The sequence below is a fragment of the Cesiribacter sp. SM1 genome (assembly GCF_020178975.1).
GTDB lineage: Bacteria > Bacteroidota > Bacteroidia > Cytophagales > Cyclobacteriaceae > Cesiribacter.
The window spans coordinates 26,835-42,701 of the sequence record NZ_JAHXBU010000088.1 but is presented as its reverse complement, the minus strand read 5'-3'; the positions used below and the strand labels follow the sequence as shown (position 1 = coordinate 42,701).

The window sequence follows — 15,867 nt, the reverse complement described above, 5'->3', positions numbered from 1 at the left end:
GATGAGTAAAGGGCTGCAGGATATATTTCTGTAGCCCTTTATCATTTTACCAGAACAACAGAACAACAATTCAGGAATTTTACTGGAACCGAAATCAAGATTCTAGTAAACAAACATTCGCCACACCTTACTACCGCTTCCCATAGTTTTCCTGAAGTACCTGCTGCGCTGCTTTTCCCTGTGGGGTGAAGTCGGTCTCTGTGCGATGGTGGCTTTGTGGGAGATCTGGGTACCATTTCCAGACAAAGCCGCCGGCAAACCATGGCTCCGGCCAAACGGCCTGGAAAAAGGCCTGGTAGGCATTAGCCTGGGCCTCCTGGTCGGCTGTGCCCCCGGTATCGGATCTCCAGGGTTCTTGTGTGGAAGCTCTTATGCTGCGGTATCCCCATTCGGTGAAAAGCACCGGCTTCTGGTACCTGGCAGATAGCCTGCGAAGCGCCTGCAGGTGGGGCTGCCAGCCTTCTGTTATTGCTGCTATTGTTGGCTGTGGGTTTTGGGTGAGGGGATAGTAGGCATCTGCTCCTATATAGTCAAGTGATTCCCAATGGGGAAAGTCCTCAACTGCATCCCAGTTGGCTGCATAGGTAAGCTTACCGCTGTACACATTACGAATAGTATCGATAAGTTGCTTCCAGTACTGTGGACGCTGCCGGTTGTGCAATGTAAGCTCTGTACCAATACATAGCAGTGGCAACTGCATGGAATCTGCTATACGGGCATGATGGAGAAGGTAACGGGTATATGCCCGCTCCCAGGCCTGCCACTGTTCATCACTTCTAAAGCTAAGATCTCCTGTAAAGCCCCCTCCCCTTAACCAAAGATGTGGCTTGAGCATTACCTGCAGCCCCTGCTCCCGGGCAAGGCGGATGGATTGTATCAGCCCCTCGTCCCGCTCGCCCCACCACTGCCGGTCAATGTTATACTGAAGGCTTGTGTCGCCCATACGGGCAAAGGCGTAGGGCATCAAGCTCACCCACTCCACCCCTGTTTGCTGCAACTCCTCCATTACCCCAGGGCCCATGGGTTGAGGTGGTGCTACCAGGCTCACCCCCTTAAGCTTCTGCCCCTCATAGGTAAAGCTTTCGCCATAGCAGGCACTAAGGAGCAGTAAAAAAAGCAGCCTGATGTATTTCATTAATAAGTTTGCAGGTATTTTGTGCACGGACTGATCATTTCCTGTTCCAATAAATGCATTACCGAAAGCTACAATATTCCTCATGAACTTCCCCTCCTCCCCTTTCGAATAACAGGGCCAAGGAATTTCAGCCCGGATCAGGTTTCAGTCCGGCCTTTACGAGGAATTGAAGAAAATGTCGTTGCTGTGACGATTGATAGCCCCTGGTGCTGTAACACAAACTGCACATAAATATGCAATAACAGCTACACATACAAGGTCCCCTGCCTGCTAACAAATCACTTTATCTCCACACATCACTACAAAACAGCTGTTTATATAAAATATTTACTTCCGGCTTATACTTTAACAAGCTAATCAGGAAATATGCTTACCTTAATATAGTCTGTTCAACAAATCCCATAACCTTATTTTTTATGAAGAAACAGTACTTCTTTTTCTCACTGCTCCTGCTGCTTGCCTTGGGATCTTACCCGGCAGCTGCACAGCAAAAAGATGTTTCCTTTTCGCTGGAAGAGCTCGATATTCCCTACAAAAAGTTTGTGCTCGATAATGGCCTCACCCTTATCGTACACGAGGACCACAAGGCACCAATCGTTGCGATTAACGTGTGGTATCATGTGGGCTCTAAGAACGAAAAAGCAGGTAAAACAGGATTCGCCCACCTCTTTGAGCACCTGATGTTCAACGGCAGCGAAAACTACAACAACGATTACTTTCAGGCCATGGAGAGCATGGGTGCAACCGACCTGAATGGCACCACTAACTTCGACAGAACCAACTACTTTCAGAATGTGCCGCTGTCTGCCCTGGATGCAGCCCTCTGGATGGAGTCCGACAGGATGGGTCACTTTAAAGGAGCCATCTCGCAGGAAAGGCTTGACGAACAAAGAGGTGTGGTGCAGAACGAAAAGCGCCAGGGCGAAAATCAGCCCTATGGTAAGGACTTTGACCTGCTCTTCGAGCAGAGCTTTCCGGCCGGACACCCTTACAGCCACTCTGTGATTGGCTCTATGGAAGATCTGAACGCTGCCTCGCTCGATGACGTAAAAGAGTGGTTCCAGGAATATTATGGTGCTGCCAATGCCGTGGTGGTAATTGCCGGCGATGTAAATACTGAAGAGGCTTACCAGAAAGCAGTGCAGTATTTTGGCCACATCCCTGCAGGACCACCCATTACCAAAGCAAGCCGCGATATTGCCAAAAGAACCGGCGAAAAGCGTATTATCCGCCAGGACCGGGTTCCGCAGTCACGCATTTACATGAGCTGGAACGTACCTGAATATGGCAACCCCGATGCTTTCCTGCTCGATTATGTGTCCGGTGCCCTTGCCTCAGGCAAAAACTCCCGGCTCTACAAACGCCTGGTGTTCGATGAGCAGATTGCTACTTCGGTACAGGCCTTTAACTACGAACTGGAAGCGGCAGGCTTTTTTGCCATTTATGCCGATGTAAAGCCTGGTATTCCGGTAGAGCAGGTAGAGGCTGCCATTAATGAAGAAATGAACCGCCTGCTGGCAGAAGGCCTTACCGAACAGGAGGTAAAGCGCATCAAAACCCAGAACATTGCTGATTTCATTAAAGGCATGGAAAGAATTGGTGGCTTTGGTGGCAAATCAGATATTTTAGCTGAAAATGAGGTCTACAAAGGGGATGCCAGTTTTTACAAAACCCGGCTCCAGGGGATGCAGGCCGCCACAGCCCCTCAGATCAAAGAGGTAGCTAACCGCTGGTTGTCCGATGGCAAGCTGGTACTGGTGGTAAACCCTGTGAAGGAGTACACTACTGCCGCCGCTGCTGTAGACAGAAGCAAGGGCTTACCGGCACTGGGTACGGCGGCAGCGGTTAAGTTCCCCGACCTCCAGCGATTCACCCTCTCCAACGGCCTGAATGTAATACTGGCAGAAAGAAAAGAAGTACCCCTGGTGCGCCTGAAGATGATGGTAGATGCCGGTTATGCAGCTGACCAGTTTGGAACCCCCGGTACTGCCTCGCTGGCCCTGAACCTGATGGACGAGGGCACCAAAAGCCTAAGCTCACTGGAATTTAACGACAAGCTCACCATGCTGGGTGCATCCCTCTATACATACTCGCAGCTGGATCATTCCTTTGTAGACATGACCGCCCTGAAGCCAATGCTCGGACAAAGCCTGGACCTTTATGCTGATGTGATCCTGAACCCTGCCTTTAACGACAGCGACTTTGAGCGCCTGCGCAAAGAGCAGCTGGTAAAGATACAGCGGGAAAAATCAGAACCGGTTCAGATGGCCCTGCGGGTATTTCCCCGCTATCTCTACGGCGAGGGCCATGCCTACAGCAATCCTTTTACAGGCTCCGGCTTCGAAACCACAGTAGCAGCACTCAGGAAAGAAGATCTCTCCAAATTCTACAGCACCTGGTTTAAACCTAACAATGCCACCCTGATCGTTACGGGTGATATCTCTAAGGCCGAACTTCAGAAGGAGCTGGAAAAAAGGTTTGCCAAGTGGAAAAATGGTGAGGTGCCTAAGAAAAACCTGGCTACCGTGCCTGTTACCAAAAACAGGATTTACCTGATGGATAAACCCGGCGCCGTACAGTCTGTGATTATTGCGGGACATGTAGCCCCAGCTGCCGGTACCGACGATGACATTGCCGTAGGCATGATGAACGACATCCTGGGCGGACAGTTTACCTCACGGGTAAACATGAAGCTGCGGGAAGAGAAGGGCTGGTCTTATGGTGCCTCAACCCTGCTTATTACTGCTACCGGACAGCGCCCTTTCCTCGCTTACGCACCGGTTCAGTCAGACAAAACCCAGGAGTCTATGGTGGAGCTGAACAAGGAAATCAGGGAGTACCTGAAAGAGCGAAAGGCAACCGACGAGGAATTTAAAAAGGTGCAGACCAACAATGTACTGCAGCTGCCCGGCCAATGGGAAACACTGGCTGCCGTAGAGGCATCTGCTGTGAACATTGTGCAGCACAAGTATCCCGACAACTACTACCAGACCTATCCGCAAAAAGTGCAGGACGTAAAGCTTGCTGAAGTGCAAAAGGCCGCTAATAAAATAGTGAAGCCCGATGCTTTCAGCTGGGTTGTGGTGGGTGACAGAACAATTCTGGAAGAAAAGTTGAAAGCCCTCGGCTTTGGTGATGTTGTGATCATCAATGGCGATGGAGAGATCCTTGAAGAAAAAGCAGCTGAAAAACAGTTAAAAACCAGGAATTAACTTACATCTGAAAATTAAAAAAACAGCCGGCGCTAAACCGGCTGTTTCTATTTTTATAGCAGCATATCAGCCTTTTACAAAGGCACATACACCACTTTCTTGGTCTCAAAGAATGGCTCTTCAAAAAAATCGGTTAGCTCATACGACGACCAGTTCAGCCCCGTTTCTTTCATCTCCTCATCGAGCTCTCCACCTTTAAGATAAAGAATTCCATTGTAGAGCGGGTGGCTCGACTTTGTTTTGATCTTACTCTCTACCCAGCCAATAAAAGGCTTCATGCGGGTAACAGCACGGCTAACAACAAAATCGAACTGACCTTTTACCTCCTCGGCACGGATTTGTTCTGCCCGCACATTTTGCAGGCCCAGCGCCTGTGAAACCTCCTTCACCACTGTAATTTTCTTGCCGATGGAGTCTACCAGGTAAAAGCTGGCCTGTGGGTACAAAATAGCCAGCGGAATGCCCGGAAAACCACCGCCAGTGCCTACATCAAGGATCTGGGCACCACTGACAAAGGGCTGCACCCTGGCAATGCCCAGCGAGTGCAGCACATGGTGCACATAAAGCTGCTCAATGTCTTTACGCGACACTACATTGATCTTGCTGTTCCACTCCTCGTACAGGGCACCCAGGCGGCCAAACTGATCCTCCTGTTCGGCTGTGATATCGGGAAAATACTTTTTGATAAGTGCTACACCTTCTTGCATATCGCTAAAATACAAAACTCCGGCAACCCTAAAGGCACCGGAGTTATTTTTTTATATCCATGGCTAAGCCATGGGGGTTAGTATTTTTTTAATCAATCCCAATGGCACCCACCATTGTTTGATTTCCTGATTACTTCAGTACTCTTGCTGATAGCTGATACATCATACCCGATACCCCTCACCCAATCACATCTGGTCCTTTTTATCTTTTACCAGCTCGTACATGAGCTCACGCGCACGGTACAACTGTGCTTTGATGGTACCCAGGGGTGCATCAAGTTCTTTGGCAATTTCGTCGTAAGAGAGCTCATCGAAGTAGCGCAGGCGCACCAGCCGCTGGTATTTAGGCGGAAGCTTGGTTACAAACATCTGCACCAGCTCAATTTTCTGGCTCTTAATGGCCTCCTGCTGCGGGTTCAGGGTTTCGTCCTCAACATCAATATTCACATCATCACCGCTGTCGTTCTTAAAGGTGGTGTTGAGGCTTAAGGTTTTTAAGCGCTTTTTGCGAATAAAGTCAATGGCATTGTTGGTTGCAATCCGGAAAAGCCAGGTACTAAAAGTATAGTCCTGCTTAAACTTATGCAGGTTCTTGAAAGCTTTTGCAAAGGCCTCTATGGTCAGGTCTTCGGCATCATCTACATTGCGAACCATTTTCAGGATCATGTGGTAGACTGCCATTTTATAGCGTTTCATCAGCTCGCCATAAGCAGTCTGGTCCTTTTCCTGAAGCGCCTGGTCAATTAGCCGAAAGTCTTCTAATGCCTTGGCAGAAAAATTCTTATTGCTGTTTACTTCCATTTAGTCTGTTTCGTAAATAAGGCGGTTATACCTACAAAAAGCTGGTAGAACATCATTAAAAAATCTAAAAACAACAAATACCAGCACTGGAAAGAATCCCCCAGCTTTTTGCTGCCTTGTATCAACAGGTAATAGAGAAGGATTGTTCTTACCAGAAACACCCCAAGTACTAGGTAGGGCTCAATCCATAAACTCATCAGGAGCACAAAAGTTATCCAGAACAGCCAGTGCGAAAGCATAAAAAGCGCAAGCCCGGTTCTGGAGCCTGCCCTGTAAAGCTTTCCGGCAGATAAATGTCGTAATTTTTGCTTATACCACGCGTCCCAGCTTGTTTTAGGGTTTGAATATACCAGGCTCTCCGGACCTATGGTAACTGCAGTATTCCGCTTGTTTGCATTATAGTTCACAAACAAATCGTCGTCGCCACTGAGTACCTCCTTATGAGACATAAAACCCTTGCGCTCCATAAAAAACGCTTTCCTGTAAGACAAATTGCGTCCCACACCCATATAAGGCATGCGTGCCAGGGCTGCGCCTATGTAGAGCAAGCCGGAAAACAGGGTTTCGAAACGGATAAAGGTATTCAAAAAACCCGGCAGTTTTTTATACTGTGAAAAGCCCAGGTTGATCTGGGTGCCATTATTTTCAAATTTTGCAGCCATGTCCCTTAGCCAGTAGGGGCTGTTTGGCTGGCAATCGGCATCGGTTAGCAGGAGCACATCGTTAACGGCATGCTTAACCCCCATGGTAAGGGCATATTTTTTCGGCGTAAAGTGCCTTGGGGTTTGCTCAATATGCAGGGAGCGCACCCGGGGATCTTTTTTCTGCTCTTCCTCCAGCCAGGTATGGGTATAATCAGTGGAACGATCATCTATCACCAGCACCTCGAAGTTTGGATAATCCTGTTCCAGCAACCGTGGCAGCAGGCGCCTTAGGTTCTGGCTTTCATTATGAGCACTGATGATAATACTAACAGGCACTTCGGGACGCGGTGGAACCTGCGGCTTTTTGTACGCTACCACACGGCCAAACCTGAATAAGTAGAAGTAGAGTTGAATTAAGAAGACGACACCAAAGAGGATCAACAACCCTGCAGATAGAAGAGGCATGAATTGAGTGAAATTTAACTTTTCAAATATAGTGCCTCTTGCCCATCATTTCTGCTATTAAAGGGCAGAGATATTACACAAAAAATATTTTACGAAGGAGGAGCTCACCCGTACCCTTTTATGAACAAACTGCGCTAGGTAAATCCCTGAAAAGGGAGTAAATTTGCAGGTTGAAGCGATTTTTCTGAAAATGCATTTTACACTGGAACATCTTGATCCCGGAAGCAAGGCCCGCGCCGGACGCCTAAGCACGGATCATGGCACTATAGAAACCCCTATTTTCATGCCTGTAGGCACTGCCGGCACGGTAAAAGCCGTGCATCAGCGTGAGTTGCGGGAAGATATAAAGGCACAGATTATCCTGGGCAATACCTACCATTTGTACCTGCGCCCCGGGCTGAATATCCTGGAAAAAGCTGGCGGACTCCACAAGTTTGGCGGCTGGGATGGCCCAATCCTTACCGATAGCGGCGGCTACCAGGTTTTCTCCCTTTCCGACATCCGTAAAATTGAGGAGAACGGGGTTAAATTCAGCTCCCACATCGACGGCTCTAAAATTGTGTTTACGCCGGAAGGGGTTATGGACATACAGCGTATCATAGGCGCCGATATTATCATGGCGTTTGATGAGTGCCCGCCCTACCCCAGCGACTATGCCTACACCCGCAAAAGCATGGAAATGACACACCGCTGGCTGGAGCGCTGCATTGCCCGCTTTGATAGCACCGAGTCTAAATATGGCTATGAGCAGCAGCTGTTTCCCATTGTGCAGGGTGGTACTTATAAAGACCTGCGGGAGCAATCTGCAGAATTTATAGCTAAGCAGGGCCGTGCCGGCAATGCCATTGGCGGCTTATCAGTAGGCGAGCCTGCAGAAATCATGTACGAGCTTACAGAGGTCGTGTGCGGTATACTACCTGCCGACAAACCCCGTTATTTAATGGGTGTGGGCACACCGGCAAATATTCTGGAATGTATTGCACTGGGGGTAGATATGTTCGACTGCGTGATGCCTACCCGCAATGCCCGTAACGGAATGCTCTTTACTACCGAGGGTATCATCAACATCCGCAATGAAAAGTGGAAGGAAGATTTTAGCCCGGTTGATCCCGGCCTGGAGAACTATGCCAGCACTTTTTACACAAAGGCATACCTGCGCCACCTGATCCACAGCAAAGAAATGCTGGGAGCACAGATTGCATCTGTACACAACCTTAGCTTTTATTTGTGGCTTGTTGGGCAGGCCCGGGAACAAATTAAGAGCGGAACCTTTTATAGCTGGAAAGAACGCATGATTCCGAAATTAATGCAGCGCCTCTGATGAAAATACTGGATCGGTATATCCTGACAAAATTCCTGTCGGCCTTTTTCTTTGTGGTAGCCATACTGGTTACCATTGTATGCGTGATTGACCTTACGGAAAAGAACGACGAATTCATCAAACACAACCTGGCGCTGGAAGAGATACTGGGCTACTACATGGCCTTTATCCCCTACATTGCCAATTTCATTACCCCCATCACAGTTTTTATTGCTACGGTATTTGTAACCTCCAAAATGGCAGGCCATACAGAAATCATAGCTATTTTAAGCAGTGGGGTAAGCTTCAGGCGCATGATGGTTCCCTACCTGATTGGTGCAAGCATTATTGCCGCCCTTAGCTTTGCGCTCACAGCCTATGTGCTGCCCAATGCCAATAAAAAACGGGTGGCTTTTGAAATCACCTATATCAAAAAGCCCTTCCGCAATACCGACCGCAACATACACATGAAGATAGGCCCGGAAACTTATGCCTATCTGGAGAGCTATAATAACGAAGCCGATGTTGGCTACAGGTTTACCCTGGAGACGATCAAGGACAACCAGCTGGCAGAAAAACTTACTGCCAGACGGCTGGAATGGAACAAGGATAGCAGCAAATGGGTGCTTAAGGAATGGCAGCTCCGTGAAATAGACAATATGGAGGAGCAATTTTCGCAGGGCATGACCCTGGATACTACCCTTGCCATAACCCCAAAGGATTTTGGCAGCAGCTATCACCTGCAGGAAACCTTTACCCTGCCTGAGCTGAATGCCTATATTGCAGAGCTGCAGAACCGTGGTGCCGACAACGTAATGATCTATCAAATAGAGAAGTACGTGCGCTTCATGTCGCCTTTTGCAGCCATAATCCTTACTTTCATTGGTGTGATCATGTCATCCCGCAAAAGCCGGGGCGGCAGCGGACTCATGATTGCCACTGGCTTTTTGCTGGCTTTCGTTTACATTCTGCTTTTTGTGTTCGCAAAAAGTCTGGCAGAAGCAAAAACCATTCAAAACCCGGTGATAGCCGTCTGGGCTCCAAATATTCTTTTTGCCATTATTGGTTTAGTTTTATACCGCAAAGTACCCCGCTAGCATGAGTGCCCAGCCAAAAGACTACCTGCAGCTACATTTTATTGTAATGCTGTGGGGATTTACTGCCATTCTGGGTGTGCTTATTAGCATACCTGCGGTAGAAATGGTTTTTTACCGTACCCTCCTGGCAGCAGGCGGGTTGTTGTTGCTGCTGAAATTCGGCAGAAGAAAAGTATTACCCGGCAGAGGCCCGCTTAGCGGAATGCTGCTCACCGGCATTCTTATTGCTGCCCACTGGATCCTCTTCTTTGCCGCTGCCCGTGTATCCAGCGTTTCCATATGCCTGGCCGGCATGGCTACCGGCACCCTCTGGACCAGCGTACTGGAGCCCCTGGTAATGAAACGACCCTTCAAATGGTATGAGTTAATGCTGGGCGCTGTGGTGATCCTGGGCCTGTACGTGATCTTCAGGTTTGAGTTTGATCATGCCCTGGGCTTATCTATGGCCGTGGCTTCAGCTTTTCTTTCCTCTGCATTTACGGTTATCAACAGCCGCTTAACCCAGCATCATAACCATTTTCTGATTACCTTTTGGGAAATGGTAGGCGCCTGCCTTGCCACTGCCCTCTTTTTTCCCCTCTATGTAAACACCCTTGCGCCCGGGGGTACCCTTAGCCTGGGCCTGAACTGGGTAGATGTTGCCTGCCTGCTGGCACTGGCACTGGTGTGTACGGTTTATGCTTATTCCGTATCGGTAGAGCTGCAAAAAAGGCTAAGTGCTTTCACCGTTAACCTTACTGTAAACCTGGAGCCTATTTATGGCATTTTACTGGCTATTTTCATCTTTAAGGAGCATAAACAGCTTACCACCGGCTTTTTTATCGGAACGCTGATTATATTATCTGCAGTGCTTATTTACCCAGTACTGGTAAGAATGGAAAGAAAGCGACAACTGGCTGTAAGAAAGCTACAGTAAGCACCCGCCATTAGTAGAGAAGTTATATTATTATTTCACAAAATAATAATATTTTACAAACAAAGCTGTAATTTTGAACCACTTACAGCCTAAATCTTCCATGAAAATGATTCCGGATCTCATATCACTTCTTGTACTTGCGTCGGCTTGTTTTACATGCGATAATGAGCCAGTAGTGGAGCCAACACCACCGCTACCGGCCTCCCAGTTCGAAGCCGAGCCTGTACGAAAGGCGGTTGTGCCCATGGTACTGGAAACCTCCGGCATTGCCGACAGCAAAACTTATCCAGGACACCTCTGGGCGCAGGAAGATAGCGGCAATCCAACCCAGCTGTACCTGATGGGGCATGATGGCAGTGTTAAAAAGAAGGTGTTCCTGAAAGGAACAGTTAACAGAGACTGGGAAGATATGATACTTTCCGGCAACGATCTGTACCTTGCAGACTTTGGCGATAACAACCAGGTATACGGCACCTACACCATTTACCAGTTCCCGGAGCCTGCCGCTGCTGTAGATACTGTTGAGAACATAAAAACCATTAGTTTCAAATACCCCGATACCCCACACGACGCGGAGGCTTTTCTGGTTGATGCCACCAGCAGTGATATTTACATCATCACCAAAAGAGATGATGTGGCTAAAATCTACCGCCTGGCCCACCCCTACAGTTACACCAGCATAAACACCCCTACCCTGGTGGGTACGCTGCCTTATAATAATGTTGTGAGTGCAGCTCAATCACCAGATGGAAAAGACATTATTATAAAAACCTATACCAACCTCTATCATTACAGCCGCTCAGAAACACAGTCTATCGGGGAGGCACTTAACAATTCATTCACCAGCCTGCCTTACCTGCTGGAACCACAGGGCGAAGCCATCACCTTTGCTAATGACAACAAAGGCTTTTTTACCCTCAGCGAAAAAGGCATTGGCACCATGGTTAATCTTTACTTTTACAAGAGAAAATAGAGGGGTGTGGGGTATGAGGTATTAACCACCTACTTTACCCCCATCTCGCGCAGTTCTTTCTCGATGCGGGCATTCCAGCGCTCCTGTGCCGAATTGTTCAGCCCATGCTGTGTTTCAGAATCATACTGATCCTGCAGGCGGTTCATTTCGCGGAACGATTCAATATATTCATAGGCAATGATGCCGCCGTAGTCTACCACAGGCAGCTGCTTTGAAGTTATTCTGTTTTTGAAGCGTTCCACCACCAGTTTAACAATATCAAAATGCCGCTGCTCATGATTAAGCGCATAATCATTATTGGCCCCGGCTCTTACCCAGGAATTTTCCTTCAGCACAAATACCTTCATGTTCAGGTTCAGGTGAATGTAGCCATCAACCACTGCTGAAGGACCACCATAGCCAAAACTTGGAAACACCTGTGCTGCATACCTGCTCCCTACTGGTTTACCCACAAAATCATCCCAACGAAGTGGACGTGCAGGGTCATAGAAAACAGTATCAGCTTTGTTATGCTGCACATAATCAGTGAAAAACACTTTTACACCCAGCGCCAGCTTTTCATTTTTTGTGGCCTCAGTATCCATCCATTCATTCAAAAATTTAAGGCCACTGGCTAAAGAGCGCCGCAGGGCTGGCTCCACCACGGTATGCTGGCCCGGGGATCTGCTGTAGCGAACAGCTCCCTCATAGTCTGTAAGATACACATACTCACCATCGCGCAGCAAATCGAAAGACATGGAGAGCTGCACCCTGCCCTCTACCCTGCCCTCAGAGCCGGCTTTTTCCGTTACTTTAAAATCATGTATACGTACCACAACAGGCCTTAGCTTTTTATTTACCGGAAGGCTCTGGTGAATAAACTGCTTAAGTGCCTGTCCGCCTCCCTGAAGATCTACCGGCTGTGCTTTGGCTGCTGGATTAAGTGTTTGTGCAACAGGAAGCAGCCAGGCAACTGCCTTCTGGTTTTCACGCTCATCCAGCACCTCGGTAATAAAAAATTCCTTTGGGATGATGGGAAGGCTCTCGGGCTGCAGGGCAATAGGATTTGTACTAGGCTCAGCCGGGGCAGCAGCCAGGAAAAGCGATACAATTACGCAGGCAAGCCCCAAAAGGCCTATGCTGCTGAAAGTTTTAGACCTGCAGGCTCGCCCACGCAGGTACTTAAACAAAGATATATTGCTTATAATCAATTCTGATACTGTTAATAGGAAATGAAGCACCTAAGCTGACAGAGGGCCTGCCAGGCACTTTTTCCATTAACACCATCTCTATTCTGCAGGTTCGTTTGCAACAGGTGTATGTGGCTATAGATAGTATAAACCAGCATATATTTTACACCAGGCAACTATTTATGCCTGTGTTAATGCCTGCAGCTGGGGCTGCATTTTTTCACCAAAGGCCTCAATAAATTGCTCCTGCTCCAGGTTTACATTATGCAGAATTATTTTACTGAAGCCCATTTCTGCATACATTCCTACCAGGTCTACAATTTTACCGGGGCTGGAGGTAATATGAACATGCTGCTCAATATCCTCTGGCCTTACAAATTTTGATGCCTGCTCAAACTGCTGTGGAGTTTTAAGATCTGCCTGCAGCTTATCTCCCAATATATTCGTCTTCCACTGCTCAAAGGCTCCACGCTTTGCTTTTTGCTCGTCAGAATGATAGGAAATATGCAGTTTGAGGATCATTTGCTTTGAGCTGCCTCCGCTGCTCCTGTAGGCATCCACCACCTTCTGCAGTTCTTCTTTAGGTTTGGAGATGGTAATCAGGCCATCTGTCCAGTCGCCCATCCAGGCGGCGGTTTGGGGGGTTATGGCTGCGCCGATAATGGCTGGAGGCGTTTTAGGCAAGGTATATAGCTGTGCTTCTTCTACAGTAACAAGGCCATAGTGGCTCACCCGCTCGCCCCGCCACAGTGCACGGGTTACCTCCACACATTCTTTCAGGCGGGCATTCCGGTCTGCTTTTGCCGGCCATTTTTCGCCTGTTATGGCTTCATTCAGGGCCTGACCACTGCCCTGGCATAGCCAGAAACGGTTGGGGAACATCTCCTCCAGGGTAGCAGCTGCCTGCGCAATAATGGCCGGATGGTAGCGCTGTCCTGGTGCATTCACCACGCCAAACTCCAGGGAAGTTGCCTGCATGGCGGCCCCAAGCCAGCTCCAGGCAAAGGCCGATTCTCCTTGTGTTTCACTCCATGGGTGTATATGATCCGAAGAAAGCGCAGCTCCGAAACCAGCCTCCTCTGCCTTTATTACACACTTTAGCAGAAAACTTGGGGCGAACTGTTCATGAGATGCATGGTATCCGATCTTAATCATGTATAAAATAATTGTGATGAAAAAAATAGCACAGGCTTTCCAAGCAATTTTAGGCGCTGAAAAGCCTGGCTTACATCTTTACTCCGCAGGAACAGGAAAGTTTCCTGAAACTGTATTTTTGAGTGTTTAGCATGTATTGAGTAAGATCTCAGCAGCAACAAGTGCTGTTTTAATCATGGAGCCAATTATTTAATGGGATGGCTTTTGGAAATTTTATCGAGCAGGGGACTGATGCTGTTAGCTTCTTTCATAAGCTCAAAAAGGCCGGGAATGTCTTTATTTTGCAGGCGCTGCTGAAAGCGCTGCAGCTGTGCAATGTACTCGCTTAGGGCCTGGTTCAGGTACTCCACATTCTGCTCGGCAATGGGGGCCCACATAGCGGGGGAGCTTTTTGCCAGCCGCACGGCAGAGGCAAAACCACTCCCGGCCAGGGCAAAAAGATCTTCCTCTTCCTCTCCTTTTTTCATAACGGTGGTGCTTAACATAAAAGCACTTACGTGCGAGAGATGCGAGGTATAGGCCAGCTGGCGGTCGTGCTGTTCGGGGGTCATGTAAGTGGTATTCATGCCCAGGATGTTAAAGATCTCTGCTGCAGTGGCAAGTGCCTCTGCAGAAGATGCCTCCTGCTCACAAATAATGTTGATCTTACCCCTGAACAAGCCCAGAAAAGCAGCCTTTGGGCCTGTATTTTCGGTACCTGCAATGGGGTGAGCCGCAACATACTGCCCCCGCTTTGGATGGTCTTTTACAGAAGCACACAGCTGCCGCTTTGTAGACCCCAGATCAATTACAACTGCGCCAGCTGCCAGGTGGTCCAGCAGCTCGGGCAGGAGTTTATTGATAACGTTTACTGGAATGGCCAGCAGCACTACATCCGACTGCCTTACTGCTTCCTGCAGCGGCAGCACTTTGTGTACAAGGCCCAGGGCAAGCGCTTCCTGTGCATGGGCAGGATTTGCCTCCACACCTATGAGCTCCAGGGCTACCTTTGCCTGGTCTAGTTCTTTTGCAACTGAACCCCCAATCAGGCCCAGACCAACAATCGTTATGCGTTTCATGTAAATAGTAGCGAAAATAATTAATCAGTTAAAGGAGTAGTTATTAATGGGCAGCTGCAGCGCTTTGCTGTAGAAAGCCTGTTATCCTGCTTTTGGCCTCTTCCAGGGCCTCCAGGGGGCTGCAGAGCGAGAGGCGTACGTAACGCTTGCCGGCATCACCAAATATAAAGCCGGGGGTAAGAAACACATGGGTGGCATACAGGATCTCATCGATCCAGGCAGGTACATCTGTTACTTTTTCCGGCGCCTTGGCCCACAGGAACATCCCCGACTGATCATTGGTAAAGGTGCATTCCAGTGCATCCATAATTTGTGCGGCAACTTTTTTACGCCTGCTATACTCCTGGTTAAGCTTTCCGAACCATTCCTCTCCCTGCTGCAGTGCCTCCACGGCAGCATGCTGGAGGCCCAGGAACATACCAGAATCCATATTGCTTTTTACCCGCAGTACGGCATCTACATAGTCTTTATGCCCGGCCAGCCAGCCAATACGCCAGCCAGCCATATTGTGCGATTTGCTAAGGGAGTTAAGCTCCATGGCTACCTCCGCGGCTCCGGGAACAGAAAGCACGCTAAGGGGCTTCTCGTTGAGGATAAGGCTGTAGGGATTATCATTTACCAGCAGGAAATTATGCTGGCGGGCCAGCGCTACCAGTGCTGCCAGCTGCTCGGTGGTAGCAGTGCTGCCTGTTGGCATATGCGGAAAGTTGATCCACATGAGTTTTACCCGCGAAAGATCCTGCTGCTTTAGCTCCTCCAGGTCAATATTCCAGTTAAATTCTTCCTTTATGGCATAGGGCCTGATGGTGGCGCCTACTAAGTTGGCCACCGCTGCATAGGTAGGGTAGCCCGGATCTGGCACCAGTACTTCCTCCCCTGGGTTTACAAATGCCATGGTCAGGTGCATAATACCTTCTTTTGAACCTACCAGTGGCAGAATCATGGTTTCAGGATCGAGTTCTACACCATAAGTATTTCCATAATAAGCAGCTATTGCTTTTCGCAGTTCAGGAATGCCTTTATAGCTCTGGTAGCCATGGTTACCCTCCTGCCGGGCAGCACTTACCAGTGCTTCTACGGCACTCTCCGCTGGTGCCATATCGGGGCTCCCAATGCCCAGGTTGATCACAGGCAATTCAGGCGTATTCAGCCGGCGAACTTCGGCCAGCTTACGGGAAAAGTAGTATTCCTGTACCCCTTCGATGCGATTTGCGGTGCTTATCATGTTTTTAAGG

14 protein-coding genes are annotated in these 15,867 nt (G+C 48.7%); 6 read left to right on the top strand and 8 right to left on the bottom strand.

From position 1 onward, the window contains the following. Positions 1-130: 130 nt before the first annotated feature. Complete coding sequence (locus tag KWJ01_RS14060; protein WP_224997173.1) at positions 131-1,219, bottom strand: hypothetical protein; 1,089 nt, start codon at positions 1,217-1,219, stop codon at positions 131-133. A gap of 332 nt (positions 1,220-1,551) precedes the next feature. On the opposite strand from KWJ01_RS14060, the gene KWJ01_RS14055 reads away from it, so the two are divergent. Next, a complete protein-coding gene (locus tag KWJ01_RS14055; RefSeq protein ID WP_224997171.1) occupies positions 1,552-4,347 on the top strand; it encodes a pitrilysin family protein in 2,796 nt (931 codons plus the stop codon). Positions 4,348-4,421: 74 nt separating this feature from the next. On the opposite strand, the gene rsmG is transcribed toward KWJ01_RS14055, so the two are convergent. From rsmG to KWJ01_RS14040, 3 genes are all read right to left on the bottom strand, one after another. Further along, entirely contained in the window at positions 4,422-5,054 is a 633-nt protein-coding gene (gene rsmG, locus KWJ01_RS14050) for a 16S rRNA (guanine(527)-N(7))-methyltransferase RsmG (protein ID WP_224997170.1), read from the bottom strand. A gap of 186 nt (positions 5,055-5,240) precedes the next feature. Further along, the gene (locus KWJ01_RS14045) at positions 5,241-5,855 is read right to left on the bottom strand and encodes an RNA polymerase sigma factor (RefSeq protein WP_224997169.1); all 615 of its coding nucleotides are present in this window, start codon (positions 5,853-5,855) and stop codon (positions 5,241-5,243) included. After that, positions 5,846-6,964 (bottom strand): glycosyltransferase, encoded by a 1,119-nt coding sequence (locus KWJ01_RS14040; protein WP_224997168.1) that lies wholly within the window; start codon positions 6,962-6,964, stop codon positions 5,846-5,848. Before KWJ01_RS14040 ends, KWJ01_RS14045 begins: the two co-directional genes overlap by 10 nt. Positions 6,965-7,154: 190 nt before the next feature. On the opposite strand from KWJ01_RS14040, the gene tgt reads away from it, so the two are divergent. The 4 genes from tgt (at position 7,155) to KWJ01_RS14020 (ending at position 11,250) form a co-directional block, all read left to right on the top strand. Further along, the gene (gene tgt / locus KWJ01_RS14035) at positions 7,155-8,285 is read left to right on the top strand and encodes a tRNA guanosine(34) transglycosylase Tgt (RefSeq protein WP_224997167.1); all 1,131 of its coding nucleotides are present in this window, start codon (positions 7,155-7,157) and stop codon (positions 8,283-8,285) included. Beyond that, positions 8,285-9,361 (top strand): LptF/LptG family permease, encoded by a 1,077-nt coding sequence (locus KWJ01_RS14030; protein ID WP_224997166.1) that lies wholly within the window; start codon positions 8,285-8,287, stop codon positions 9,359-9,361. Before tgt ends, KWJ01_RS14030 begins: the two co-directional genes overlap by 1 nt. Before the next feature lies 1 nt (position 9,362). After that, complete coding sequence (locus tag KWJ01_RS14025; RefSeq protein ID WP_224997165.1) at positions 9,363-10,277, top strand: DMT family transporter; 915 nt, start codon at positions 9,363-9,365, stop codon at positions 10,275-10,277. Positions 10,278-10,377: 100 nt separating this feature from the next. After that, on the top strand, positions 10,378-11,250 hold the full coding sequence (locus tag KWJ01_RS14020; protein WP_224997163.1) for a hypothetical protein: 873 nt from the start codon (positions 10,378-10,380) through the stop codon (positions 11,248-11,250). A gap of 29 nt (positions 11,251-11,279) precedes the next feature. Here KWJ01_RS14020 and KWJ01_RS14015 read toward each other — a convergent pair whose 3' ends face one another. Together KWJ01_RS14015 and KWJ01_RS14010 are read right to left on the bottom strand one after the other, a co-directional pair. After that, the gene (locus tag KWJ01_RS14015) at positions 11,280-12,419 is read right to left on the bottom strand and encodes a hypothetical protein (RefSeq protein ID WP_224997161.1); all 1,140 of its coding nucleotides are present in this window, start codon (positions 12,417-12,419) and stop codon (positions 11,280-11,282) included. 180 nt (positions 12,420-12,599) lie between these two features. Beyond that, on the bottom strand, positions 12,600-13,574 hold the full coding sequence (locus KWJ01_RS14010; protein ID WP_224997159.1) for a TIGR03885 family FMN-dependent LLM class oxidoreductase: 975 nt from the start codon (positions 13,572-13,574) through the stop codon (positions 12,600-12,602). Here KWJ01_RS14010 and KWJ01_RS28025 point away from each other — a divergent pair. Further along, on the top strand, positions 13,573-13,704 hold the full coding sequence (locus KWJ01_RS28025; protein ID WP_255651096.1) for a hypothetical protein: 132 nt from the start codon (positions 13,573-13,575) through the stop codon (positions 13,702-13,704). The two genes, KWJ01_RS14010 and KWJ01_RS28025, sit on opposite strands and share 2 nt — an antisense overlap. 55 nt (positions 13,705-13,759) lie before the next feature. On the opposite strand, the gene KWJ01_RS14005 is transcribed toward KWJ01_RS28025, so the two are convergent. Together KWJ01_RS14005 and KWJ01_RS14000 are read right to left on the bottom strand one after the other, a co-directional pair. Next, entirely contained in the window at positions 13,760-14,632 is an 873-nt protein-coding gene (locus KWJ01_RS14005; RefSeq protein WP_224997157.1) for a prephenate dehydrogenase, read from the bottom strand. Positions 14,633-14,675: 43 nt separating this feature from the next. Further along, positions 14,676-15,857 carry a pyridoxal phosphate-dependent aminotransferase gene (locus tag KWJ01_RS14000; protein ID WP_224997155.1) on the bottom strand — a complete coding sequence of 394 codons (1,182 nt, stop codon included), beginning with the start codon at positions 15,855-15,857 and terminating at the stop codon, positions 14,676-14,678. Positions 15,858-15,867 lie beyond the last annotated feature (10 nt).